Genomic DNA, 23609 nt, shown 5'->3' on the forward strand with positions numbered 1-23609 from the left:
ATCGGGCAATCGGACCAAAAGCGTGCAAGCGGGCCGAAACCTTCAAAACGCGTTTCTAGTAACCGACGCACCGTTCAAAAGCAAGCAATAGCAATTGATGAGCGCGTTTTAAGCGTGGTGACTAAACGGCTTAGAAAGCCCGTCACAGGTTACCAAGAAAGACCGCTTGGGTTACCGGCCCCGTTGGGGCATTGAAGACGTCAAGAGACGTGTTAAATCAAAGGCTACACCCGATTTAGTTGCGATGACAACGGGTAACCGAATATGCGGCCAATTTTGCCAATTTGGGCGGCTGGTAGGTCGTCAAAATGAAAGGGCTGAAACGCTTCGTTTCAGCCCTTTTAAAAGCCCAATTGAACGACGACTTCAGGCCGTTTCAACGGTGGCTGCAGGAGCCGGCGCGCGGGCTGAATTCATCATCGAAAATTCGGTCTGAAGTCGTGCGCGCAGCTTGTTGTTGTCGCTCTTGATCATGCCGGACATCAGGAAGGCATCGACCACCCACCAGATGAAGCCAGGGACGGCAAACATCAGCCAGGCGAGGATCATCAAGAGGGCCGTACCAGGCCGGCCGAGATAGAAGCGATGCCCGCCGAAGACGCCGAGAAAGAACCAAAGCAGGAAGGCTGTTCCCAGGCTTTTGCTTTCGGCGGCGACACGCGTGTCGATCATCATGTATTGTTCAGGTGTCATGCCATTGATCCCCTTTTGCCATGGCGCTTCAACACGCATCGGTAGCACAGCTGTGGCAAATAAGAGAAGCGTGCATTCGGTCGGTCAGGCCTGATCCGGCACCAAGGCTGCGAGGTCGTGCAGCAGCAACATGATTACATCCCCCTCGACCTTGTAGAGCCGAACCAGATTCACCAGGTGACCGACGACCTGGGGCGATGGCGTCCAGCCGGCTGCCTGGATCGCATCCGCGACGACGGCCTTTGACCAATCCATCTCGGCCTGGACCCGTTTGCGACGCTCTGCTTGGCGCAACTCCGCCGCCTTGTCGGCGTCGGTGTCGCGCATCGCAAACCGAATAACGAGGTCGGCGCGGGCACGGATCGGGTCATCCAGAGTGTCGTCACACGCAATCGCTATGACCTTGTCGGCGATGTCCCCGTTAAGGGCACCGGTGCTCTCCAACTCAGATTCTGCTGAAGTGATCGTCTCCAATGCTTGGCCTGGCGAAATGCCAGCACCCGAATCCGCATGCTTGCCAGTGACAATGTAGAGGACATCGGCGCCGGCCGCAGCGATCTCAGCGAGGTATGCTCCAGTTGGTGCGCGCTCTCCACGCTCATATAGCGACTGGGAGTTCACGGCTTGGCCGCCAATGTCGGCAAGTTGACGTTGCGTCTTTTCCAGTCGCAAGCGTTCCTCTTTCAGCCGAGCACCCATTTTTACTAGATTGACACCCATTTTGACATATCACCCCCATTGACACACTCATATGTGTGTGACGTTATCCAATAGTGTGTTTCACAGGTGATGATATGACAAGAAGCGAAAAAGCGAAACAGGTTCGCGCCCGTCTGCGGGCAGCGGGCGTGCAGATCAAAGAGGTCGCGCTCGAACTCGGTGTCGAATCTTCCTTGGTCTATGGCGTGCTGTCCGGCCGCCTGAAAGGCGCACGCGGCGATTCGCGGCGGGTTGCGGTTCGGTTGGGGCTCGTCGAAGAGCGGCCCCTTGCTGAACGGATGAGTGAAGCCCTGGGGCGTGCATGATGAGCGCGGCTGTCGGGCGCAGATTGCGCGAAGAACGTATCCGGTTGGATGCAAGCCAAGAAGCGTTCGCGCAGACGGTGGGGGCTTCAAAGAGGGCGCTCATCGAATGGGAGAAGGGTGCGACCTCACCAAAGGTCTGTCACCTCGCTCGTTGGGATGAGATCGGCCTCGATGTCCTCTACGTCGTCACAGGACGGCGAGAGCAGGCCGAGGCGCAAAAGGTCGGCCGCGTAGAGGTCCGTCTCCGCGTTGATGAGGTGAAGCTCTCCTCGCTGACCGACGAGTGTCTTTCCCAGTTCGAGGCCCGGCTGAACGCGGAAGATATCATCACTGTCGAGACGCGTCCCAAAGAGGGCGCGCCAGAGGCCCGCCCGCAACGACCGGTTCGTTCGACCAAGTGGTCCCTGGCATCGTTTTTGGGCCTTAACAGCAATCGTCGGGAGGGCTGACCGTCGATGCGTGAGTGGTTCACCATTGCAGACGTGCTGGAGCTGGGCATCGAGAATGCGCCTGTCTCGACGAAGAAGGGCTGGAACGGCCTCATCGTCCGCGCCGGCTGGCGCGATCTGGACGGCAAGGCCCGGCAGGGCAAGCGCGGGTGGGAATATCATATCTCGCTGTGGCCGCTGGAGGTGCGCGGCCAGCTGATGCGGGTGACGGCGCAGGAGATGATCCGCGAACGCGCCCTGGTCACCGAGACGGATCAGCGGACCGGCCCGCTGTGGGATGTTTTCAAGGCCACGTCGCAACGCAATCGCGACGCCGCAGCGGAGCGCCTGGCGGCGGTCGAGGCGGTTGCTGCGCGGGTGAAGACGGGCGCTCGCAAGGGCGAGGCCATAACGGAACAAGCGGCCGTGTCCGGCGTGTCCACCCGATCACTGCAGCGGTGGTGGGACAGTGTCCGCGACGTGCCGCATGCCGACTGGCTGCCGGCCCTTGCGCCTGGTTACCGGCCGACGGCGGTTTTCGGGCCATGCCATCCCGAGGCGCTGGCCACAATCAAGGCCGACTTCCTGCGGCCGGAGAAGCCCAGCTTCAACGCCTGTTTCCGGCGCCTGAAAAAGCTGGCCGAAGCCAAAGGCTGGTCGCCCATTCCATCGAGCCGCGCCATGCGCCGGCGTCTTGCGGCCGAGGTCGAGCAGAGCGTGGTGGCGACACGCCGCGAAGGCCGGGACATGGCCAAGGCGCTCTATCCCGCGCAGCTGCGCGTGAAGGACGGCCTTCATGCCATGCAGGTGGTGAACATGGACGGCCACCGCTTCGACGTGATGGTGAAAAAGCCGGACGGCAAGGTGTTCCGCCCGGTCCTGACAGCTTTGCAGGACGTCTATTCGGGCAAGTTTGTTGGCTGGCGCATCGATGAGACCGAAAACAAGGTCGCGGTGCGTCTCGCGATCGGCGACATGATCGAGCGCTATGGCATTCCGGAACATATCGTCCTGGATAATGGCCGGTCGTTTGCGTCGAAGTGGATCACGGGCGGGCAAAAGAGCCGCTTCCGCTTCAAGATACGCGATGACGAGCCGGACGGGTTGCTGACGCTTCTCGGCGTGAAGGTTCACTGGGCCAAGCCCTATTCCGGCCAGTCAAAGCCCATCGAGCGGGCGTTCCGCGACCTTTGCGACGACATTGCCCGGCACCCGATGTTCCACGGTGCCTATACAGGCAACAGCCCGACAACCAAGCCCGACAATTACGGCGCCCGCGCCGTTGATTATGAGACGTTCCGCCGCGCGGCCCATGGCTGCCTGCTGGAGCATAACGCCCGCGCAGGCCGCAATACAGGCACCGCGAAGGGTCGCAGTTTCGACGCGACATTCGAGGCGTCGATGAATGATGACGCGACGGTCGTGCGCCGTGCCGCCCCAGCCCAGCGCGCCTTGTGGCTGCTGACGGCCGAGGCGATCACCGCCCGCAAGCCATCTGGCGAAATCCACCTGATGGGCAACCGGTATTGGTCGGAAACGATGATCCAGCACGCCGGCAAGAAGGTGTGCGTGCGGTTTGATCCGGACAATCTGAGCCTGCCTGTCGAGGTCTTCGCGATGGACGGGGTGAAGCTGGCCGACGCCCAGGCTGTCGAGGCCGTCAACTTCCTCGATGCCGAAGCGGCGCACCGCCATGAGCGGGCGCGCCGGGACTTCCTGAAGAAGCAAAAAGAGCTGGCAGCCATGCATGTGACCATGACGCCGGAGGAGCTGGCGCGGGTCTATGCGCCAGCGATGGCCGACCCCGTTGAGGAGCCGGTCTATCCGACCGTGACGCGCCTGGCGTCCGCCAAAGGCCCGGCCGCGCCAGCCCACGAGCGCGCCGAATGGTCCGACGAGGACGAAGCCGCCTTCATCAACGTGACCAGCCTGATGGGCCGAAAGCTCATGAGGGACTGAAGAAATTCCCTCCGGCGTCCTGGCAGGGACGCCGGAGGGCTGAACGGCGAAAGCCATCCATAGCAAGACGGAGAGACGTACATGGTAGATACTTCAATCACAACCACCGCGACGGTCGCGGATCGAGACGGTTGGGCCGATCTGGTCACACGCGTGAACGCGCTCGCAGAAGCGCGCGGCTGGTCCAAGGCCGAAATCTCGCGCAAGAGCGGCGTTGCGCAAGGCACGCTGAGCCAGTGGATGAGCGGCAAGTATGCTGGCAGCTACGCGGCGGTCAGCAGCAAAATCCGCAACTGGCTTGACCAGGCCGATGCTGTCGAGGAGTTGGCCGCGAGCGTGCCGACATCGCCGGACTTCCTCGACCTGAATTTCGCCCAATCGGTCATGTCGACGCTGTCGATCGCTCAGGTCATGCCGGCCATGGTGATGATCACGGCCGACGCCGGCATGGGCAAGACGGTCGCGGCGCGGCGCTATGTGGCGACCCGGCCCAACAGTTTTCTCGTGACGATGACACCGCACACGCGGTCGATCCACAACATGCTGGCCGAGATCGCCGCCGAGCTCGGCGTTGAAGAGAAATCATCCGGCAAGCTGGTCCGGGCCATCGGCAAGCGGATCGAGCGCGTCGGCGACGGCACGCTGCTGGTCATCGATGAGGCGCAGAACCTCTCGGATGAGGCCATCGACCAGCTTCGCTGCTTCACCGACAATTATCGCTGCGGCATCGCCCTGGTCGGCAACCGCGAGACCTATGGCCGCTTCTCAAGCTGGGGCCAGGGCGACAAGTATGGCCAGCTGCGCCGCCGTGTTTTCCGGCGCATCCGCCGCGACAAGCCGAGCAAGGAGGATCTGGCGTCCTTCCTGACCGCCTGGGGCGTCACCGATCCCAAACAGGTCGAGTTCCTGACCGGCGTCGGTTTGAAGCCCGGCGCGCTCGGACAGATCGACATGACCATCAAGCTGGCCCGCCTGACAGCCGAAGGGCGCGGGCGCGATGTCTCCCTCGTCGATCTCAAATCGGCCTGGGCCAATCGCGATGTGGAGACGGTCTGATGGCTGACGGCATGACACACATGATGTCGGACCGCATCGCCATGGTTCGCGACGACATCGACAAGCTTCAGCGCTTGGCGCTGGAATTGGAGAACGAGGTCTCCAAGCTCAGGTGGAACGAAAAGGCTCGCGAAGAGCGGGTTGTCGAGCCGGACGAACAGGCTGTTGCGTCCGGGAGTGTGACCGGGATCGATTTGATGATCGAGGCCGCGATCCGCGCCGGGATGCGACTGTCTGAAGACCTCAACACCCACAACGAGGCCGCGTCGATCCAAAGCGTGATCGCAGCGCTGCTCGCCCTCTCCGCAGCCTGGCAGGAGGGACCGTCATGCACGAAGGCATAGACCATCTTGGCACGAACAGCGCCGTCGAGCCGGTGCCTGCCGGCTCGGTTTGGGGCGTCGATGTCATGAGCAATCTGGCCATCCCGGAAGGCGTGATTTGCGTCGTGCCATCCGGCGCGACCCTGACAGATCGACGCGTCCGGATATCGGCGATCGATCCGTGCTTCCTGCCGGCCGCGCGCCGCCTGGCCTTCCAGTTGGCAGCAATGCGGGACGGCAAGCCTGGCTTCCATTTTTCCCTACCTGACGAGGAGACACTGTGATGTCGCAACTCAACACACTGACCGAGCCTGGCGAGACCATCGTGAATGGCAGCCGCTATATGCGCGACGCGAAAGGCAGCCTGGTCCCGGTCGAGGCAATCAAGCCGGCCCACAAGCTGGAAGATGAAGTGATCCGCAAGATCATGGGGCATGCCCGCGATTTGTCGGCACAGATTGCCCGATTCCGCGGGCACACCTTCACCGACCTGGGCGAGTTCGACGCGCTGCTGGAGCAGGAATACGGCTCTACGCGCGGCGGCAAGAAGGGAAACCGGACCTATCAGAGCTTTGACGGCCTGATGAAAGTCTCGGTCTCGGTCGCCGATCACATCGACTTCGGCCCGCAGTTGCAGATCGCCAAGCAGCTGATTGACGAGTGCCTGAATGAATGGGCGGCGGACAGCCGGCCGGAGCTTCGCGCCATCGTGACGCGGGCTTTCAACACTGACCGGCCCGACCAGGTCAATCGCGGCGAGATTTTCATGCTGCTGCGCTTGGAGATCGAAGACCCGCGCTGGCTGCGCGCGATGGAAGCGATCCGCGATGCGATGCGGGTGACCGGGTCGAAGACCTATCTGCGCTTCTACGAGCGCGCGGCGCCGGACGCGTCCTGGGAAGCCGTGACGATCGACATGGCCAAGGCGAAAGGCGGTGCATCATGACTCCTCAAGAACGCGCCACCGAGAGCTGCGCCGGTCATGTGGTGCAGACCGATCAGTCTACCTGCTTTCGTTTCTCGACACCGGAGAAGTCGGCCTATTGGTTTTTCGTCTGCTGGGTGCCGGGCCACATCTTCATTGGTGGCGATATCGGGACCATCACCTTTGTCCACTACCAAGCGTTCCAGTCCATGCGCTCAGCCATGGATTGGCTGTCGGGCGGCGACGACACCTACCAGCTCGAAAAGTCCAACGCCTCGATGGCGATTGATGTCGACAAGACCCGCGCTCAACTGAAGGTGTTTGAGCGGGAGGCGGAAGAATATGGCGAACCGACGGAAGAGTTCAGGGAGCTTTTTTCGCAGTGTTTTCGCGGCAATGAGCCGTCCATCCCAGGCGTCTTGGCGGCGGCGAAGTGCGTCGAGGACTATTGCGGCACCGAAGATTATGGCTGGCAGTCACGCTTCCAGATCGCCTGCGCTCGCCTTGCGGCCAAGGCCTGGCTCGCCGCCAATCCGGCCTGCGTTGATGAGCGGGGGGCGTCATGAGCACTCTCGATTACACCGTACAGACGGCGGGGCGTCACCAATACGCCGTGTTCAACGGTCGCGGCGAGCGTGTCTCCGGCCTCTATGACTGCCGGCAGGAAGCGATCACGCGCGCCGACAGCCTCATTCGGAAGGGACGCCGCAGCGAACGGCCCTGCCTGACCTGCGAGCGCTCTTTCATGTCGGATGGCCCGCACAATCGCATGTGTGATCCCTGCCGCCGTGATGCGGCCGGCAAGGCCTATCTGGGCGATCCGTCGATGACCCACATCACCACCGGCGGAGGGCTGCCGTCATGACGACGAAGCGTCATCGCAGCCGGTCGGGCGCACGCACGTTGTGCCCGGTCTGTGGCCGCAGGCTGCGCGGCAAGAAGGGCCTGAAAATGCACATGGAGGCCGAGCACCCGTCCGACTTCGTCGGCGGGGCGGTATCGGCGTCCCCCGTTCGCGTCGGCGAGCAAGGGCCGGAAATGGGCATCCGGCGGTCAGAGGAGCAGGGGTCATGAGCGCGCAACCCGCATTCCGCGACTTGGTTATCCGTTTCGTCGAGACGAACAAGGAGCTCCACGAAGCGAACGACGATCTGTCGGCTGCCGCCGAGGTGATGCAGAGGGCTGAAGCCCGCTATGGCGCAGCGGTCAGGGCAGAGCGCGAGTCGCTCAAGGCCATGAGGGACGCGTCGTCAAATCCCGACCTGTTTGACGATTATCTTTCTGGTGGCGTGTCATGAGCGCGCTCGCCGCCATGCATGTGGCCAAGAAGCAGCTCGGCCTTGATGACGACAGTTATCGGGCCGTCCTCAAACAGGTGACGGGCAAAACGTCCGGCAAGGACATGTCGGACGGGGAGCGCAAGATGGTGCTGGCCCGCTTCCGCGAGATGGGGTTCGGTCCGGGTTCAACGGGGCATAAAAAGCGCCTTGAAGGGCCTTACGCGAAGAAGCTGCAGGCGCTGTGGATTGCGGGCTGGAACCTCGGCCTGGTCCGCGACCGCAAGGACTCGGCCCTGATCGCCTTCGTGCATCGTCAGACGGGCATCGAGCATGTCCGCTTTGTTCACGAACCGGACGATGCGGCCAAGGCGATTGAAGCGCTGAAGGCGTGGATGGCGCGGGAGGCCGGGGTGGAATGGGACCCCGGCCGGCATGCCGAAGCCTGGGCCTGCCAACCCGGCTACCGGATCGCCCTGGCGCAATTCGCCATTCTCAAACGGGAGATGGCGCGCAATCTGCCGACACATGTGCCAACGCAGGCCGACCTGACCGGTCGGAGCCAGACGCTGACGCTGTGGATGCAATCTCGCAAGTACGGGACGCCTGCCACGGTGATCGACACCGAATGGCACGCTGTCATGAACGAGTTGGGGCGACTGCTCCGCGACATCAAGCGAGCAGCCTGACCATGGCCAGCGGCGCGCCCCTTCTGACGTGGCGTCAGGATGCGCCGCTGGCAGCCATTGCCGCAGACCGGACCGCATTGATGGAACGGATCGAGCGGCTTCCCCCAATGAGCCATAAGCGCGTCGAGCTGATCGCCCGCCTGAAGGCTCTCACGGCCGAGGCCTTGCGCCTTGAAACGAGAACGCCGGCACCGCCCGGCAGAGAAGTGAGCTGAGAGCATGAGAGACGCCGAACAAGTCCCGGCCAATCTGCAGCCCTATGTTGATGCCCTGGGCGCCGAGGAAGCCGAACGCTTCTTCCTCGCCCTTGGCGGGTCAGACATCTACTTGCCAATCAAATCGAGTCCGCGCAGCTTGGCGGCTCGCACGATCGGCGCTGACCGGGTTGAGAAGCTTGCCGACGCGATGGGCGCGGGATACTACAAAGTTCCGCTGGCCCGGCAATGGATCGCCCGGTCGATGGCCGCGCGCGGGGCGCACTATGCCGAGATCGCCCGCACAGTCCGCGCCGATGTCGCGACCGTGCGCAGATGGCTCGGCCCTCGCGAAACCCACCAACAACCCCAACTCTTCTAGCCGGGCCTAGCCCGCGCATCCGCGCGTATGAACGCGGACCGCTGAAGCTGCCAAATTTGCCACCGTATCGCCCTCCTTCGGCCCAGCTAGCCGGGGAGGGTTTCGGCAACAAGGCAGGGACGGCCTCCAGCAATGTCTGAAATCTTCACGCTTTACCGGCCGTTACTGGACCTGATCGGGCGCTCCGAAGGGACCGACCGGCGCGAGGGCTATAACGAAACCCTCGGCTATGGCCGCTATACGGGCGGTGACCGCTTCCTGTGCGGCATGACCCTGGACGAGATTGATCGTCTGCAGACAGCCATGCTCGGCCACCCGGACAACAAGTGGCAATCCTCCGCCCTGGGCCGGTATCAGATCGTCCGCACGACCTTGCGCAAATTGCGCCAGGACCAGGGCCTGAACCCCACCGACTTGTTCGATGCCTTCATGCAGGACCGCCTCGCGGTGCAGCTGCTGATCGGTCGCGGCTTTGATCGCTTTATCTCGGGTTCGCGCACGGAAGATGAGTTCATCAACGCGCTGGCACGCGAGTGGGCCAGCCTGCCAACGACTGAAGGCGTCGGCCACTACGGCGGCCAGAGCGCCCATGTCACGGTTGATGATGTCCGCGCGGCGCTGGCCGAGTGCCGACGCCGGTTCGGTGCGGGCGAGAATGCGGCCAACGCGCCGCCTGTCGAGCCTGTGGCGACCACCGGCGATGTCGCGACCGCCGGAGTTGTCGGGACGGTCGGTGTGGCCGGACTGGTTGTGGCGGGCGCAATCGCGCCGGTATCGGCTCCGGTGTCGATTGCCGATCCGGTGCAGGGGTTTGGCCTTTCGTTTGCGGGTATCGCGGCCGGCCTGGTCCTGATCGCCATCGCGGTCCTCATCGTGCGGAGGCGCCGCACCTGATGCGACTGGACGCTGTAATTGCCTCGCCCCCAACCGCCTCGTGCGACAAGTTTTGTCACCCCTTCAAGGGGAGAGTGTGATGGGGCCGAGCGACGCCGAAATCGAACGCGCCGAGGCGAAGGTTGCTGCCGAACGCGACTTCGCCGTCCGACGCATCAGCGCCGCCCTGGATGGCGATGGCTGTGATGACTGCAGGACTTGCGGGGAGGCGATTTCGCCAGCCCGGCGCGCCGCATATCCGGCCGCGAAGACTTGCCTTGATTGTGCGCAGGACGGGGAGAATGCACGCCGATGGATGAGGTGAAGGGATGGGCTGGCGTTCTCGCCACGCTGCTGTCGATCGGGTCGATTGTCTACACGTGGCTGACCGCGACCGGCCGTGCCAACGGGGCGAAATTGGATGAGCACGGCGCCGCCCTGGTCGACCACGACCGGCGTATTCAGGCCGTCGAAGCTGAGTTGAAGCATCTGCCGACCAAGGAAGATGTCGCCGAGGTCAAGCTCGCGATCAGCGAGTTGAATGGTCGGCTGGGCCGGATTGAAGAAAGCGGCCAGGGAACGAGCCGCGCGGTTCGCCGGATTGAGGAATACCTACTGAAGGAGCGTGGGTGAAATGGCATTCGAAGAGCACCTGGTCGAAGACGCCCGCCTTGTCATTCTCAAGGAATTGGCGAGCCAGAACGACAACCGGCTGAGCGAGACCATGCTCGGCCATGTGTTGCAGATTTTCGGCCACACCCGCTCACGCGAGTGGGTGCGGGCGCAACTGCGCAAGCTCGAAGAGATGGGCGCGGTCAAGCTCACCGAAGTCGGCACGGTCGTGGTTGCGGATCTCGCGCAGGCCGGACTGGATCATGTCGAGCGCCGGGCCTTCCTCGACTTTGTCCGCCGTCCCAGCCTGGAGACCTGATCATGGCCCGTCGCAGCCGTACCAAGAGGCAGCGCCGCCAGGGCCGTGGCCGGCTGTCGACGCTGGACCTGCTGCCCGATGAGGCCGATGGCGACATCCTGTGGCTGAATGAGGAGCTGCGCGAGGGCCGCCGCCTTCAGATCGACCTGCTGGACGAGTTCAACGCGCGTCTGGCGGACAAAGGCATCGGCTCGATCAGCAAGAGCGCTTTCTCTCGATACTCGGTCCGCAAGTCGACGCAATTTCGCCAGCTGGACGAAACGCGCCGGATCTCGGTCGAGCTGGCCGACATGCTGGGCGTTGACAGCTCTGACAAGATGACGATCGCGCTTTCCGAGATGTTGAAGATGGCCGCGTTCCGGATCGCCGAGGGCGGCAATCTGGGCACCAAGGACGTGATGGAACTGGCACGGGCGACACAGTCTCTGACCAGCGCGCAGAAGGCGTCGGCCGACTATCGCCGCCAGCTGCAGGACGAGTTCAATGAGCGCGTCGAGGATGGCGCTGATCGCGCCGAAGTGATTGCGCGCGAAGCGGGCCTGTCGGCCGACCGCATCGCCCAGCTACGGCGCGAGTTCCTCGGGGTTCGCGCTTCATGAGTGAGCCGACGACCATCGACCAGGACGTCCCGCGCTCGCCGATCGACGACGTATTTCCCGGCATGATGCCGCCCGAGGATCTCGATCCTCTGGCCGACGGCATTTTGATGGAGCACCAGCGCGCCTGGATCGCCGACCAGTCCCCGCTCAAGCTGGGCGAGAAGGGGCGCCGGACAGGCATCACCTTTGCCGAGGCGCTGGACTCGACGCTGATCGCCATGGCGGCGAAAAGTGCAGGCGGTGATCACACCTATTATGTCGGCGACACCAAGGACAAGGGTCTGGAGTTTGTGGCGGTCGCCGCCCGGTTCGCAAAGACCGTGGCCAAAGAGCTGCTGGACGTTGAGGAGTTTGTCTTCACGGATGTGCAAGGGGACGGGTCCAGCAAGGACATCGCCGCTTATCGCATCCGCTTTGCGTCGGGCAACCAGATCGTCGGCCTGTCCAGCAACCCGGCCAATATTCGCGGCCTTCAAGGGCGCGTCGTGATCGATGAGGCAGCCTTCCACCGCAACGTCGCGGCTGTCATTGATGCGTGCAATGCCCTGCTGATCTGGGGCGGCACGATCCGGATCATCTCAACGCATAACGGTGCCCTCAACCCGTTCAACGAGCTGATCAAGGAAATTCACCAGGGCCTCTACGACTATTCGATCCATCGCATCACGTTCGACGATGCAGTTGCGAACGGGCTGTATGAACGTGTCTGCCTGGTGCGCGGCTGGGAGGCGTCGCCGGAGGGCAAGGAAGAATGGTATCGCCGCGTCCGGAAAGCTTATGGCAGCCGGGCCGAGGCCATGCGCGAGGAGCTGGACGCCATCCCGCGCGAAGGTGACGGCGTGCTGCTCCCCTTGGCATGGATCGAGGCGTGCAGCTCGGCCGAATACAAGGTCGTGCGGTGGGAGCCACCCTTTGAGGGCTTCGTCGACATGCCTGAAGCGGCACGTCGCGGCGAGATGGCTGTCTTCCTCAACGAGAGGGTTGCGCCGGCACTGGACCGGTTTCGCGACCAAGGCCTGACTTGGTTTCTCGGCGGCGACTTCGCCATGCGCCAGGATCGAAGCTCCTACCCGATCGGCTTCGTCGGTCAGGACCTGAAACGCCATGTTCCGCTGATCCTGGAGCTGCGCACCTGTCCCTATGACCAGCAAAAGCAGGCCCTGTTCTGGCTGGTTCAATATGTCGGTGCGTTCGGTGCCGGCGTACTCGACGCCAACGGCAACGGGATGGTGCTCGCCCAGGAAGCGCGACAGAAATTCGGCCCGAGCCGGATCACCGAGCTGATGCCGTCCGACGACTGGTTGCGCGAGTACACGCCGCGCTTTCGGGCGGCGTTCGAGGACAAGACCATCATGCTGCCGGCCGACCTCGATGTCCGCAGCGACCTTCGGCAATTCAAGATCATCGGCGGTGTGGCCAAGATCCCGCGCCATATTCGCACCGAAGGCTCGGACGGTGGCAAGCGCCACGCCGATTCGGCGGTGGCGCTCCTCAACTTCTTCGCGGCGACGTTCGGCGGTGACGCCCCTCGCTGGCGACCTATGACCGAGGCTGGCGAGATGCGGCCAGGCCGCGACAACCCAATCGACGAGAACTGGATACCGGCCGATGCTTAAAGCTCTCAAAGCCGCCGTCGACGCGACCCTGTCGCGGATGCGGCATGTGCCAGATACCGGGGCCGGGATGATGCGTCTGATGCGTCGCACCCGGATCGACTACCGTAAGGAGGTCGGCAACGGGCTGGACGCGTCGGTGTTCACCGCGCCTGTGCAGTGGATTGCGCGGGCCTTGCCGGAGGCGCGCCTGACCGTGAAGCGGACGCGCCGCGATGGTGTCGAGGAGGATCTGGCCGATCACGACCTGGTCAAGCTCGTGGCGAACCCGAACCCCTTTTATGGCGACATGGCGCTGTGGATGGCGACGATCGTCTGCTTCTGCTTCGACGGTAACGCGTACTGGGTGAAGCTGCGCAACCGGGCCGGTCGGCCGGTGCAGCTCTGGTATGTGCCTCATTGGATGATGGAGCCGTTGGGGTCGCTGGACGGATCGAGCTTCCTGACCCACTACAAGTATACGCCCGGCAGCGGGCTGGAGCCGATCATCATCGCGCCGGACGATGTCGTGCATTTTCGCCACGGCATCAGTCCAAGCAATCCGCGCAAGGGCTTGTCGCCCATCGGCGGCGTGCTGCGCGAGATCTTCATGGATCTTGAAGCGAGCAACTTCGTCGCGGCACTCCTGCGCAATATGGGCGTGCCCGGCGTGGTGATTGCACCCAAGGCCGGCGCCCTGCCGACGGCCGAGGATGTCGAGGCCACCAAAGTCTGGTTCAAGCAATCCTTCGGCGGCGACAAGCGCGGCGACCCGCTGGTGATGGGCGCGCCGACCGATGTTCACCAGTTCGGCTTCAATCCGCAGCAAATGAACATGGACGGCGCTCGCGACGTGGCCGAGGAGCGGATCTGCGCCGCCCTGGGCGTGCCGGCCGCTGTGGTCGGTTTCGGTGCCGGCCTGCAGCAGACGAAAGTCGGCGCGACCATGGAGTCGCTGCTCAAGCTGGCCTGGCACAATGGCGTTCTGCCTTATTGCCGCATGTTCGCCGACGAGCTGAGCCGGTCGCTGCTGCCTGACTTTGGCAACCCGGCCGGAACGCGCGTGACGCACGACACATCCGAAGTCATGGCCTTGGCTGACCACGAAGACCGCGAGACGGACCGTTGGGTGAAGCGATTGGGCAGTGGCGGCGTTCAGGTGGCCGAGGCGCGCGAAGCCTGGGGCTTGCCGGTGGACGACTCTCATCGCGTCTATCTGCGGCCGATTGCCGTGCTGGAAGTACCGGCCGGTGCACCGCCCCGCGCGATCGCGCCACCAAAGGCGCAAGGCGAGAAGGCCCGCGCCAGCGCACAGGCCATGGAACGGGCCTCGGCCTATGCCCGCGTCGTCGCGAGCGCAGAGAAAGGCCAGATCGCCAAGGTTGAAGGCCTGCTCAAGGCTTTCTTCATGGGTCTCGGCGCGGCCGTTCGTGAGGCGGCACAGCCCTTCATCGACGCCGATCCGACGATCGCCAAGGCCCGGCCGGCCGACGGCGAGAAAGCGGACGAGCTGTTGATCGAGCAGATCCTGCAAGCGCTGGGCATTCCGGCCCACGAGACCACTTTCCGGCGGCTGCTCGAGCAGCACTTCCTGGAAGTCGCGCGAACGATTGCCGAAGCTGGCGAGCTGGCCGGCCTGTCCGGGCGTCTGCCTGATCCGGTGGCGCGGGCCATCGTGGCGGCCGGTGGCCGCAGGGCGGGCCTGATCGACATCTCGGACCAGACGCGCCGTGCGCTTTACGACGCGCTCGCAGAAGGGCGCGCCGCTGGTGAAGGTGTGACACAGCTGGTGGCCCGCATTGCCGGTGAGGTTGAAGCCGGGCCGTGGGGCTCGGCCGAGACGCGGGCGCGGACCATTGCCCGCACGGAAACGAAGTATGCCCAGAACATTTCGACGATCGAGCGCGGCCGCGCGGCCGGCGTCGAACAATTCATGGTGATCGACGGCCGTCTCGGGCCGGGCCGGTCACTGCCCAGCCACATGGCCCGCAACGGCTCGATCGTCAGCGCGACAGAAGCGCGTGAGATGGCCGATGCGGAGCATCCGAATGGAACCCTGTCCTTTGCGCCGCACTTCGGCTTGGACGATGAGGAGGACTGACCCATGAAAACCGAGATCAAGAGCCTGATTGTCGAGCAGATGGACGACGCGGGCCATGGCTTGGCCCGTATCGCAACCTTGTCGGCGGTCGACCACGACGGCGACGCCTATGAGGAAGGAGCATTCGGCTGGAAGGAAGGCGGGCAATGGGTGCCGATCCTCCCCGCACACAATCGGAAGGCCCTGCCGCTCGGAAAGGCGCGGGTTTACGAGGCCAAGGGTGTTGCCTACGCGGAGTTGCACCTCAACCTCGACACCGATGATGGTCGGAACTGGCACTCTCACCTCAAATTCGATCTCGCCAAGGGTGAGCCATCGCAGGAATGGTCCTACGGCTATGGCGTGATGGATGCCCGCCAGGAGCTTCGAGGTGGCGAGGTTGTCCGCGTGCTCAAGAAGCTCGACATCCACGAGGTCTCGCCGGTGGTTCGAGGTGCCGGCGCGGGCACTGGCACGTTGGGCATGAAGTCACACGGAACCTTTGCCGACCAGATCGACCAGACCATCGCGGATCTCGATGACCTGGTCGAACGCGCCGAGGGCGTGAAGGCGGCGCGGGAGGGCGACGGGCGTCAGCTGGGAGCAGAGCGTCTCGCCCAGTTGGGCGAGCTGAAGGCCCGGCTTGAAGCGGTGCTGGAGACCGGCCAAGCCGATCCGGATGATGCCGAGGCCAAGGCCCGTGCGGAGGGTGAGCGGATTGCGGCAGCGTTCGAGACGCGGGATGCGTTCAGGCGCTGGGCGCGCACTCTATAGTTCGAGACGCGGAGGGCGCGGGTTCAAATCCCGCCCGAATGGTAGCTCAGCCTGGTAGAGCACCGCGAACCCGAGACGCCGGTTCGATCCCGGTCAGACGAGTCGGCTTCATGCCCCGGCGCATGCGTCTCTTGGCGCTGTCTGTAGCTCAATTGGTAGAGCGCGGTTTGAGGTTGCGGGCGGCGATGGGGTGATCTCCCAGGGCCGCCCGACAACCGACCCCGATAGCGCGCTGCGCGCCTGGAATGGCCCTTCGCGATTTTAACGGCCACAGAGCGCCGTCAGCAGCGTCTCTGCACCCCATGCGCCCGGCAGCCGGTGAATCGCGCCCCATCGCGTTCAAACTGCCTATTTAGGGGGTCTTCGCGCCCGGCCTTCACCTGCAAAATCCACCGGGCGGACCCGACGGCTGGATTCTGCGGCGATTTTCCGCCAGAACATCGACATCAGTCCTATCCGCCCCGAGCGCCCGCGCACCGGCGCGGATAGGACCGACCGCCCCCTCCAAATAGCTTTGCTTCCGATCTGACCTGCCGCGCGGGCTGCGGCGCTCATCCAACGGGAGCAACCACCCATGACCACCCTCACTGCGGCCCGCGCCAAAGCGGCCGCTCTCCAAACTTCGCTGGGTATGGTCTTCGCGGAAGCGAAAACCAATGACGGCCAGTACGACTTCCAGGAGGTGTCGAAAGACACCCTGCAGTCCAGCCTCGGCCTTGATGCCAAGGCCCACACGACGATTGATGTGGTCAAGCGCATCAATGAAAAAGACGCCGAGCTGAACGAAGCGGTCGAGCAGGTCGAAGCGCTGGAAGCGGCCGAGAAAGCCGCCGCCACTCTGTCTGACCGTGAAAAGGCCGTCCGTGGCCTGCCGATGCCGGGCGGGGACAAGTCGCGCACCGAGCGCGTCGTCCAGCAGCTCAAGGCCCTGGGCGACATGGTCCACGACGAAAAGGCCTTTCAGGAATGGGTCGAGCGCGGCGCGCCAGACGGCATCACCCTGCAATTTGACGACTACCTGCCGTCCGACATGCTGGCCAAGGGCCTGTCGATCGACACGATCGGCTCCAAGGCGGCGATGACCACGTCGGCCGGCTGGGCGCCGGAAAGCGTTCGCCTGCCCGGCTTCACGGAAGCAGCCACCCGCCCGATCCAGCTGCTGGACATCGTCCCGATGTCGCGCACCGGCCAGGCGGCAATCCCCTACATGGAAGAAACCACGCGGACCCATGGGGCTGCCGAGGTTGCGGAGGGCGGCGATTATGGCGAAGCCACCTTCGTGCTCACCGAGAAAAATGGCACGATCGTCAAGGTTGGCACGAGCATCCCGGTGACCGACGAGCAGCTGGAGGACGTCGAGCAATCGCAGTCTTACATCAACTCGCGCCTGGTCTTCGGTATTCGCCAGCGCCTGGACGGCCAGATCCTGGTCGGTAACGGCACGGCGCCGAACATGCGCGGCCTTAAGAACACGGTCGGCATCCAGACCCAAGCCAAGGGTGCTGATCCGGTTCCGGACGCCTTCTACAAGGCGATGACCAAGATCCGCGTCACCGGCCGGGCCGTGCCGACCCACCATGTCATCCACCCGGAAGACTGGCAGGATGTGCGCCTGATGCGAACCGCCGACGGCGTCTACATCTGGGGCAATCCGAGCGAAGCCGGGCCGGAACGCCTGTGGGGTCTGCCGGTTGTCCAGTGCGACGCCGACGCTGCCGGCACCGGCTATGTCGGTTCGTTCAACCCGGCCTTCGTCTCGCTCTTTGAGCGTCGCGGCGTGGACGTCCAAGTCGGCTTTGTCGGCTCGCAGTTCACCAAGGGGCAGCGCACGATCCGGGCCGACGCGCGGATGGGCATCGTCTTCTTCCGCCCGACCGCCTTCGCTTCGGTCACCGGCCTTTAATCCAGATTGGCGGGCGCGACAGTCGTCGCGCCCGCGTCCCTCATACCCCCGAGAGGGGCGTCCGGTACGGCTCGCAAGGCCCCCGGCGGCTGGTTCTAGGGCCAGCCTGAAACAAGGCCCACAAGGCGCGCCCCATTCTCCTGCCCATCGGAGGGCTTGATGACCACCATTTCCGGATTTTCCGTTGCAACCGGCTGCTGCCTCATTCCCGGCGGCGCAGCCGGCGAGCACGCGGTCCATGGCAATCTGACGCCGGGCGACACGTTGCTGTCGGTTGAACACATCGTCGACGGGTCGCCGCCAACGCGAACCGACCGTACCGCCGAGTTTTCCATCCACGCCACCAAGGCCGGGGTCGTTGAGAATACGACCACCGACACGACCGGGGACTTTCTGCATGTCCTCTGGGCGAAGAGCGAATAGGAGCTGATCATGAAAGCCACTGCACGCCTGTTTCTAAACGCCGCCAAAGACGCCCTGGTCGCCGAGGGCCACAAGGATGCTGCCTTCCTCTATGCCGCGCCGGGCGACGACATTCCCGACTCCGCGGCCGAGCGCTTCGGTCTGGTTGAGGGGGCTGTGGGCCGGCAGGGCGGCAAATCCGCGCCGGTCAGCCCGAACAAGGACAAGAAGCCCGACGGCGACAAGTCGAAGAAGCCGGACGGAGACAAGTCTGGCGGCCCGACGACCGACGATCTCACCGAGCTGAAGGGTGTCGGCGCGGCGACGGCCAAGGCGCTCGTCGCAGCCGGTATTGACAGTTTCGCCGCCCTGGCAGCCATCGACCCAGCCTCACCGCCGGAGTTGGAAACCAACGCAAGCGCCAATGATTGGGTGTCCTGGACGACACAGGCGCGAGCCATTGTGGCGGCTGGCGCACCTGATGAGCCGCCCGCCAGTGCGCCGGGCGGCTTGACCGTCACCCCTCTCGAAACCGCCAGCTGAGGCCTTGTAAATGGCCCTTCTGGATCGTGTGAAAGAACGCACCGGGTCGGACCTGTCGGATACCGAGCTGCAGGCGATGATCGACGGCGTCACGGCCGAGATTGTCGCCCGCTTCGGTCCGGCCGGGCCGATCACGCTTGAAATGGCCGACCCGACCGATCCGGAGGCGCGCACGCTCAAGACGCTGCGCCTGGCGCGTCCGATCGATGACGGCGAGGCGATCACCGTCACGGAATCGGACCCGGCCGATACGGGGCTGGCGGACACCGACATCGAGCTTGACGCGGCGGACTATCGAATTTTGCACGGCGGTCGAACCTTGCAGCGCCTCACCGGCGGCCCGAACGGGCGCAGCCATTGGGCGCCGCTGGTGACGATCACTTACACGCCGATCGGCGAAGCGGCCGCGCGTGACGAGGCGGTGATCAAACTGGTCCAGCTAGACCTGTCCTATCGCGGCGGGCTGAAGTCGGAGCGCGCCGGCGACCATTCCTTCACGCTGTCCGGCAACATCTCGGCCGAGCGTGAGCAGATCCTTGAGAGCCTGGCGCAGCGGCGCGGCGGCTTTCTCCTGGCTTGAGGCAAAAGATGCACCCGCTTTCCTTTTTTCTGGTCGGCCTGCTGGCCTTCGCCTCTTGTGGCCTCAGCGTCGTGCTGTTGACGCTCGGCCGACGCAGCGAAGGGGGGACGTGATGTCACCGATCCTGTGGCTCCTGGGCGCCGCATTCCTTGTCCTGTGGCTCTTCATTTCAGGTCTGCCGGGATGGCTGGTCAGCCAAATCCCGGAGGGCGCGCGCAGGCTTATCGGCCATGCGTTGTCATCAGCGCTAGCGGCGCTGATCCTTGTTGTCGTCGCAGCTATCTGGCTTTTGTCGTGGCTACCGATCTCGATCGGGGGGCAGTGATGCCGGCGATTGTCTATTTGTCAGAAGACAAGGTCGTTGCCGGTCGTCGGATCGACGGCGATGAGGACGCGAACGGCCTGCTTCAGCAATTGCGCAACAAGACCGGGCGCGACTGGATCGTTCTGGTCCATGTTCAAGTCGGCCGCAGGCCGCTGTTCGGGTCCTACCCGACCACCCGCCATTATGACCTGTGCCTGCCGTGTGGCGGTGAGTGGCAGGTTCTCAATCTGTGCACGAAGTCGGGCGGGTCGCTGTACGATGATGACGGCAATAGCCGCGAGCACGTCATGAATTACATGCTCGGCCTGCTGGCCGGGCTGGAGGGCTGACATGATCTCCGGCCGTCTCGTCCACTTGGCTGATGTCGAACGCAACCAGGCGGTCGGCAAAGATGACTGGGGCGATGATGTCGAGCCGGACTTCGTCGCACTGGCCACGGTGAAGTGCTGGGCTTGGTCCAACTCAACGCGCGAAGTCGTCGACGGCGACAAGTCCGCCCTGATCGAGGACATGCGCGTCATGTTCGCCCTGGGCGCTGACGTGAATGAGGGCGACGAGATTGCACGGATTACCAACCGGCGCGGCACCGTGATCTTCGCCGGCCGCTTCCGCGTCGAAGGGCAGGTTCAGCACAAGCACACACACCTTGAAGCCGCCTTGAAGAGGATCGCCTGATGCGCGTGAAGATCGGCGATGACTGGTTCGATAGCGACCACCAACCGATTTGCATCGAGCTGTCGGAGGCCGAGATCGATCGGGTCGACCGGTTCCTGGTCAATGGCGAGGACGCGCCCGAGCGCAAGTTCGCCTGCTTCCCCGATGATTGGGGCACATCAGAGGAGATGATCGCCTGGATGGACTAGGCGCAGACTGGTCAGCGGATGGCCGAGGCGAATGTCTCGGCAGCGGGGTTACAGATTGGCGTCATCGCCCCACCAAGCACCGGAAATGCTTCATCCGCCGCCCCTTGCGGGGCGCAGGGTGATTTTCACGATTCCGGAAGGATTGGAATGACACCTGACAGTATGCGGCCGGTACGGCCGACCCGAACACCGTCCGCCTATATCGGCGGCAAGCGCAATCTCGCCAAGCGGATCTGCGGATTGATCGCCGCGACGCCCCACGCGACCTATGTCGAGCCGTTTGTGGGGATGGGCGGCATCTTCCTGCGCCGCACGAGCGCGCCGGCCTGTGAGGTCATCAACGACTTCTCTGGTGATGTGGCCAACCTGTTTCGCATCCTGCAGCGCCACTACCCGCAATTCATGGACACCCTGCGCTTTCAGGTGACCAGCCGGCGCGAGTTCGAACGGCTTCAGGCCTGCGACCCAGCAACCCTCACGGATTTGGAGCGGGCGGCGCGATTCCTCTACCTGCAGCGCGTGGCCTTCGGCGGCAAGGTGGCCGGGCGGCACTTCGGGGTTAGCGTCGGCCGGGGTGTCCGGTTCAACCTCAACACGCTCGCGCCACTGCTTGAGGAGGTGCATGAGCGGCTGGCCGGCGTGGTGATCGAGAACCTGCCCTGGCAGGCGGTGATCGAGCGCTATGACCGGCCGGAGACCCTCTTCTATCTCGATCCGCCCTATTGGGGCTGTGAGGAGGATTATGGCGCCGGCATGTTTGGCCGGTCCGAGTTTGAGGCCCTGGCCGCGCGGCTGTCGTCGATCAAGGGCCGGTTCATCCTATCCATCAATGACCGGCCGGAGATCCGCGCGCTCTTCGCCGACTTCGCCCTGGACACGGCAACGGTCAACTATTCGATCTCCGGTGGCGCGGGACTGCCGGCCGGCGAGCTGATCATCCAGTCGAAAGGATAAGCATGGCCACCTCCCAGGATCTGCAATGGTTCGGCGATGCCGTGACCTCGAAGATGCGCCAGGCGCAGATCCTCGGGGTCAACAAGACGATGGCCAGTGCGGCCGCGCGCGCCAAGTTGAACCACGCCTGGCAAAACCGGACCGGTGTGCTGGAGGGCGGCATCGACATCACGGACTACGCGGCGCGGGAAGAGTCTGGCGTGCGTGGCACTTGGGGCGTGAGGGATGTCGTTTACGCCCGCATCCATGAGCTGGGCGGCATCATCAAGCCGAAAAATGGTGCCGCCCTGACCATCCCGCAGTCCGATGGAAGCGTGCGCCTGGTCAGTCAGGTCAAGATCCCGGCGCGGCCCTATCTGCGCCCGGCTGCCGATGCGGAATATCCCAAGCTCGCCCTCAACATCCGCAAGGCCTATGAACGCCTCTAGGTGGTCGCCCCTTGACCGGGTGGCGCGCGCCAGAGATTGTGGCCCGGCTTTCCTGACATAGCTCGCCCGCGCAGCCGCGCCGATATTTCAGACCCTGACTGATGCCTAGTCTCGCTGCATGGCTGAAGACGTGGACATCATCGGCGCCGTGACGGCGGTCTTGAAGGCGGATGCCCCTGTGGAAACCGTTCTGGGCACGCGCGTGTTCGGCGGGGAGCTGCCGGCCGATGAGGCCCAGCACATGCCCCGCGCCGCCGTGGTCATCCGGCCGTCCGGCGGCGTGTCCAACGCCCAGGGCAGCAATGTCCAGCACGACACCCAACGCTTTGACCTGGTCGCTTATGGCGCGACGCCATCAAAGGCGGATTCGCTGCGCCGCAAATGCCGGCGCGCGCTGACCAATGTCGAGCGCCTGACGGTCGCCGGCGCCCTCATCCACTGGATTCAGCCGGCGGGCGGGTTTTCGAGCGGCCGCGATGGCGACGCCGACTGGCCCTACGCCTTCCAATCTTTCCAGATCTATCACGCCCTCAACGAGGTTTAGATGAACACCGCACCGTTTGAAATCATCGCCGGGCCGATCGAGGCCTATATCGCGCCGGTCGGCACGGCCTTTCCCGCCATCGATGCCGCGCCAGCGGGTCCGTGGGCGCTGATTGGCGCGACGGGCTCGGAGAATTACGACGAGCAGGGCGTGAAAATTGCCCACAGTCAGGACGTGAAGGCGTTCAAGTCGCTCGGCCTGACGGGTGCCAAGAAAGCCTTTCGCGAGAATGAGGGGCTGACGGTCGGCTTTACCTTGTTCGACCTGCAGCTGGAGCAATATTCGCTCGCGCTGGCCGGCACCACCGTTGCCACCACGGCGGCCGGCGTCGGGACGGCCGGCTCAAAGGCGCTGCCCTTTTATCGCGGGCATGACGTGGCGCTTCACGCGCTGCTCCTGCGCGGCGCGTACTCGCCCTATGGCGATGCCATGAACCTGCAATACCAGATGCCGGTCTGCTACCTCAACTCCTCGCCCGAACCCGTCTTCAAGAAGGGTGATCCGGCCGGATTGGCGTTCGAATACATGGCGCTTGTCGACCCAAGCGCTGCGACGGCCGCCGCGCGCTTTGGCCAGCTGGTGATTCAGCACCAAGCCCCACTGGAAGAGTAATGCCCGGGCCGCATATCGACCCCGCAGCACTGGCGGCAGAGCACCGACAACTGGACAGCGCGGCGGCGGAACACAAGCGCGCCGCGCGGCGACACAAGGACGGCCTGAAGGCGGTTCGAACGCGCCAGGCCGAGATCGAGCGGGTCTGCGCCCGTCTTGGCATTCAACTGACCGAACACCCCGGCGAAGGAGGTATCCATGGCCGACGAAGCAATCCTCAGTCTTGAACCCATCAAGCGCGACTTCATCAGGATCAATGGCGAAGGCTTCGAGATCTACGCGCCCGACGAATTGTCGGTCGAGGCGTGCCAGGAGATCACTCGCGATGGCGCGCTGATCGGGGAACTTTCCGCCAAGCATGACAAGGCTAGCCACAAGAAGATGGCCAAGCTGATCGATGAGGTTGCGCACCGTGCCTTCGTCGAGATCCCCGATGAGGTGTTCGACAAGATCCCCGGCTTTCAGCGAATGCAGATCGTGTCGGTTTTTACCGGGCTTCTGCTGCGTCAAGCGACCGGGCTGGCAGGAGCGACAGCGAGGGCGGTGAGCGGATTGGCTGGGGTGAAGCCATCATCCGGCTCCAGCGGTTCTTTGGCGGGTCTCCCGACTGGTGGTGGCGCCGCGCGCCCGTCCGGCACGTAAAGGCCTATTTCAC

The 23609-nt window shown here is 64.0% G+C and carries 37 protein-coding genes; 35 read left to right on the forward strand and 2 right to left on the reverse strand.

Annotated features, from left to right (window positions below):
* Positions 1 to 366: 366 nt before the first annotated feature.
* Both AWH62_RS00795 and AWH62_RS00800 read right to left on the reverse strand, forming a co-directional pair.
* The gene (locus AWH62_RS00795) at positions 367 to 732 is read right to left on the reverse strand and encodes a TM2 domain-containing protein (protein WP_233128216.1); all 366 of its coding nucleotides are present in this window, start codon (positions 730 to 732) and stop codon (positions 367 to 369) included.
* Between the two features lie 45 nt (positions 733 to 777).
* Positions 778 to 1413 (reverse strand): helix-turn-helix domain-containing protein, encoded by a 636-nt coding sequence (locus tag AWH62_RS00800; RefSeq protein ID WP_158025519.1) that lies wholly within the window; start codon positions 1411 to 1413, stop codon positions 778 to 780.
* 74 nt (positions 1414 to 1487) lie between these two features.
* Here AWH62_RS00800 and AWH62_RS00805 point away from each other — a divergent pair, with 74 nt between their 5' ends.
* From AWH62_RS00805 to AWH62_RS00980, 35 genes are all read left to right on the forward strand, one after another.
* A complete protein-coding gene (locus tag AWH62_RS00805; RefSeq protein ID WP_075188559.1) occupies positions 1488 to 1718 on the forward strand; it encodes a hypothetical protein in 231 nt (76 codons plus the stop codon).
* Positions 1718 to 2167 carry a hypothetical protein gene (locus AWH62_RS00810; RefSeq protein WP_143742846.1) on the forward strand — a complete coding sequence of 150 codons (450 nt, stop codon included), beginning with the start codon at positions 1718 to 1720 and terminating at the stop codon, positions 2165 to 2167. The genes AWH62_RS00805 and AWH62_RS00810 overlap by 1 nt, the downstream gene beginning before the upstream one ends.
* 6 nt (positions 2168 to 2173) lie before the next feature.
* A complete protein-coding gene (locus tag AWH62_RS00815; protein WP_075188561.1) occupies positions 2174 to 4105 on the forward strand; it encodes a transposase domain-containing protein in 1932 nt (643 codons plus the stop codon).
* Positions 4106 to 4186: 81 nt separating this feature from the next.
* Positions 4187 to 5161: an AAA family ATPase gene (locus AWH62_RS00820; protein WP_083634886.1), complete on the forward strand. Its 975-nt coding sequence runs from the start codon at positions 4187 to 4189 to the stop codon at positions 5159 to 5161.
* Complete coding sequence (locus AWH62_RS00825) at positions 5161 to 5505, forward strand: hypothetical protein (RefSeq protein ID WP_075188562.1); 345 nt, start codon at positions 5161 to 5163, stop codon at positions 5503 to 5505. The genes AWH62_RS00820 and AWH62_RS00825 overlap by 1 nt, the downstream gene beginning before the upstream one ends.
* Positions 5490 to 5768, forward strand: a complete 279-nt coding sequence (locus AWH62_RS00830) for a hypothetical protein (protein ID WP_075188563.1) — start codon at positions 5490 to 5492, stop codon at positions 5766 to 5768. The genes AWH62_RS00825 and AWH62_RS00830 overlap by 16 nt, the downstream gene beginning before the upstream one ends.
* On the forward strand, positions 5768 to 6430 hold the full coding sequence (locus AWH62_RS00835) for a DUF3164 family protein (protein WP_075188564.1): 663 nt from the start codon (positions 5768 to 5770) through the stop codon (positions 6428 to 6430). Before AWH62_RS00830 ends, AWH62_RS00835 begins: the two co-directional genes overlap by 1 nt.
* Positions 6427 to 6975, forward strand: coding sequence for a hypothetical protein (locus tag AWH62_RS00840; RefSeq protein WP_075188565.1), 549 nt, complete (start codon positions 6427 to 6429; stop codon positions 6973 to 6975). The genes AWH62_RS00835 and AWH62_RS00840 overlap by 4 nt, the downstream gene beginning before the upstream one ends.
* Positions 6972 to 7274, forward strand: a complete 303-nt coding sequence (locus AWH62_RS00845) for a hypothetical protein (protein WP_075188566.1) — start codon at positions 6972 to 6974, stop codon at positions 7272 to 7274. The genes AWH62_RS00840 and AWH62_RS00845 overlap by 4 nt, the downstream gene beginning before the upstream one ends.
* Positions 7271 to 7483: a hypothetical protein gene (locus tag AWH62_RS00850; RefSeq protein ID WP_075188567.1), complete on the forward strand. Its 213-nt coding sequence runs from the start codon at positions 7271 to 7273 to the stop codon at positions 7481 to 7483. The genes AWH62_RS00845 and AWH62_RS00850 overlap by 4 nt, the downstream gene beginning before the upstream one ends.
* Positions 7480 to 7707 carry a hypothetical protein gene (locus tag AWH62_RS00855; protein ID WP_075188568.1) on the forward strand — a complete coding sequence of 76 codons (228 nt, stop codon included), beginning with the start codon at positions 7480 to 7482 and terminating at the stop codon, positions 7705 to 7707. Before AWH62_RS00850 ends, AWH62_RS00855 begins: the two co-directional genes overlap by 4 nt.
* The gene (locus AWH62_RS00860; RefSeq protein ID WP_075188569.1) at positions 7704 to 8375 is read left to right on the forward strand and encodes a regulatory protein GemA; all 672 of its coding nucleotides are present in this window, start codon (positions 7704 to 7706) and stop codon (positions 8373 to 8375) included. The genes AWH62_RS00855 and AWH62_RS00860 overlap by 4 nt, the downstream gene beginning before the upstream one ends.
* A gap of 2 nt (positions 8376 to 8377) precedes the next feature.
* The gene (locus tag AWH62_RS00865; RefSeq protein ID WP_075188570.1) at positions 8378 to 8590 is read left to right on the forward strand and encodes a hypothetical protein; all 213 of its coding nucleotides are present in this window, start codon (positions 8378 to 8380) and stop codon (positions 8588 to 8590) included.
* 4 nt (positions 8591 to 8594) lie between these two features.
* Positions 8595 to 8951, forward strand: coding sequence for a helix-turn-helix domain containing protein (locus tag AWH62_RS00870; RefSeq protein ID WP_075188571.1), 357 nt, complete (start codon positions 8595 to 8597; stop codon positions 8949 to 8951).
* A gap of 132 nt (positions 8952 to 9083) precedes the next feature.
* Positions 9084 to 9845 carry a hypothetical protein gene (locus AWH62_RS00875; protein ID WP_075188572.1) on the forward strand — a complete coding sequence of 254 codons (762 nt, stop codon included), beginning with the start codon at positions 9084 to 9086 and terminating at the stop codon, positions 9843 to 9845.
* A gap of 79 nt (positions 9846 to 9924) precedes the next feature.
* Positions 9925 to 10149 carry a TraR/DksA C4-type zinc finger protein gene (locus AWH62_RS17230; RefSeq protein ID WP_075188573.1) on the forward strand — a complete coding sequence of 75 codons (225 nt, stop codon included), beginning with the start codon at positions 9925 to 9927 and terminating at the stop codon, positions 10147 to 10149.
* Positions 10137 to 10457 carry a DUF2730 family protein gene (locus tag AWH62_RS00885; RefSeq protein WP_083634887.1) on the forward strand — a complete coding sequence of 107 codons (321 nt, stop codon included), beginning with the start codon at positions 10137 to 10139 and terminating at the stop codon, positions 10455 to 10457. The genes AWH62_RS17230 and AWH62_RS00885 overlap by 13 nt, the downstream gene beginning before the upstream one ends.
* Position 10458: 1 nt before the next feature.
* Complete coding sequence (locus AWH62_RS00890; RefSeq protein ID WP_075188575.1) at positions 10459 to 10755, forward strand: hypothetical protein; 297 nt, start codon at positions 10459 to 10461, stop codon at positions 10753 to 10755.
* Between the two features lie 2 nt (positions 10756 to 10757).
* Entirely contained in the window at positions 10758 to 11354 is a 597-nt protein-coding gene (locus AWH62_RS00895; protein ID WP_075188576.1) for a DUF3486 family protein, read from the forward strand.
* Positions 11351 to 12970: a hypothetical protein gene (locus AWH62_RS00900; protein WP_075188577.1), complete on the forward strand. Its 1620-nt coding sequence runs from the start codon at positions 11351 to 11353 to the stop codon at positions 12968 to 12970. The genes AWH62_RS00895 and AWH62_RS00900 overlap by 4 nt, the downstream gene beginning before the upstream one ends.
* Entirely contained in the window at positions 12963 to 15047 is a 2085-nt protein-coding gene (locus AWH62_RS00905) for a phage portal protein (RefSeq protein WP_075188578.1), read from the forward strand. Before AWH62_RS00900 ends, AWH62_RS00905 begins: the two co-directional genes overlap by 8 nt.
* Positions 15048 to 15050: 3 nt before the next feature.
* The gene (locus AWH62_RS00910; protein ID WP_075188579.1) at positions 15051 to 15800 is read left to right on the forward strand and encodes a hypothetical protein; all 750 of its coding nucleotides are present in this window, start codon (positions 15051 to 15053) and stop codon (positions 15798 to 15800) included.
* 574 nt (positions 15801 to 16374) lie between these two features.
* Complete coding sequence (locus AWH62_RS00920) at positions 16375 to 17703, forward strand: phage major capsid protein (protein WP_075188580.1); 1329 nt, start codon at positions 16375 to 16377, stop codon at positions 17701 to 17703.
* 159 nt (positions 17704 to 17862) lie between these two features.
* A complete protein-coding gene (locus AWH62_RS00925; protein ID WP_075188581.1) occupies positions 17863 to 18126 on the forward strand; it encodes a hypothetical protein in 264 nt (87 codons plus the stop codon).
* Positions 18127 to 18135: 9 nt separating this feature from the next.
* The gene (locus AWH62_RS16585; RefSeq protein ID WP_083634888.1) at positions 18136 to 18648 is read left to right on the forward strand and encodes a helix-hairpin-helix domain-containing protein; all 513 of its coding nucleotides are present in this window, start codon (positions 18136 to 18138) and stop codon (positions 18646 to 18648) included.
* 10 nt (positions 18649 to 18658) lie between these two features.
* Positions 18659 to 19228 (forward strand): hypothetical protein, encoded by a 570-nt coding sequence (locus AWH62_RS00935; protein ID WP_075188582.1) that lies wholly within the window; start codon positions 18659 to 18661, stop codon positions 19226 to 19228.
* 112 nt (positions 19229 to 19340) lie between these two features.
* Positions 19341 to 19553 carry a hypothetical protein gene (locus AWH62_RS00940; RefSeq protein WP_075188583.1) on the forward strand — a complete coding sequence of 71 codons (213 nt, stop codon included), beginning with the start codon at positions 19341 to 19343 and terminating at the stop codon, positions 19551 to 19553.
* Entirely contained in the window at positions 19553 to 19882 is a 330-nt protein-coding gene (locus tag AWH62_RS00945; protein ID WP_075188584.1) for a hypothetical protein, read from the forward strand. Before AWH62_RS00940 ends, AWH62_RS00945 begins: the two co-directional genes overlap by 1 nt.
* 1 nt (position 19883) lies before the next feature.
* Positions 19884 to 20228, forward strand: a complete 345-nt coding sequence (locus AWH62_RS00950) for a hypothetical protein (RefSeq protein ID WP_075188585.1) — start codon at positions 19884 to 19886, stop codon at positions 20226 to 20228.
* On the forward strand, positions 20228 to 20416 hold the full coding sequence (locus AWH62_RS00955) for a hypothetical protein (RefSeq protein ID WP_075188586.1): 189 nt from the start codon (positions 20228 to 20230) through the stop codon (positions 20414 to 20416). The genes AWH62_RS00950 and AWH62_RS00955 overlap by 1 nt, the downstream gene beginning before the upstream one ends.
* A gap of 147 nt (positions 20417 to 20563) precedes the next feature.
* Complete coding sequence (locus tag AWH62_RS00960) at positions 20564 to 21370, forward strand: DNA adenine methylase (protein WP_075188587.1); 807 nt, start codon at positions 20564 to 20566, stop codon at positions 21368 to 21370.
* 2 nt (positions 21371 to 21372) lie between these two features.
* Positions 21373 to 21798 (forward strand): phage morphogenesis protein, encoded by a 426-nt coding sequence (locus AWH62_RS00965; protein WP_075188588.1) that lies wholly within the window; start codon positions 21373 to 21375, stop codon positions 21796 to 21798.
* A 118-nt stretch (positions 21799 to 21916) separates the two neighbouring features.
* Positions 21917 to 22342, forward strand: coding sequence for a DUF3168 domain-containing protein (locus AWH62_RS00970; RefSeq protein ID WP_075188589.1), 426 nt, complete (start codon positions 21917 to 21919; stop codon positions 22340 to 22342).
* A complete protein-coding gene (locus tag AWH62_RS00975) occupies positions 22343 to 22954 on the forward strand; it encodes a hypothetical protein (RefSeq protein ID WP_075188590.1) in 612 nt (203 codons plus the stop codon).
* Between the two features lie 198 nt (positions 22955 to 23152).
* Positions 23153 to 23596, forward strand: coding sequence for a hypothetical protein (locus tag AWH62_RS00980; protein ID WP_075188591.1), 444 nt, complete (start codon positions 23153 to 23155; stop codon positions 23594 to 23596).
* Positions 23597 to 23609: the final 13 nt, after the last annotated feature.

The organism is Maricaulis sp. W15, assembly GCF_001924955.1.
Lineage (GTDB): Bacteria > Pseudomonadota > Alphaproteobacteria > Caulobacterales > Maricaulaceae > Maricaulis > Maricaulis maris.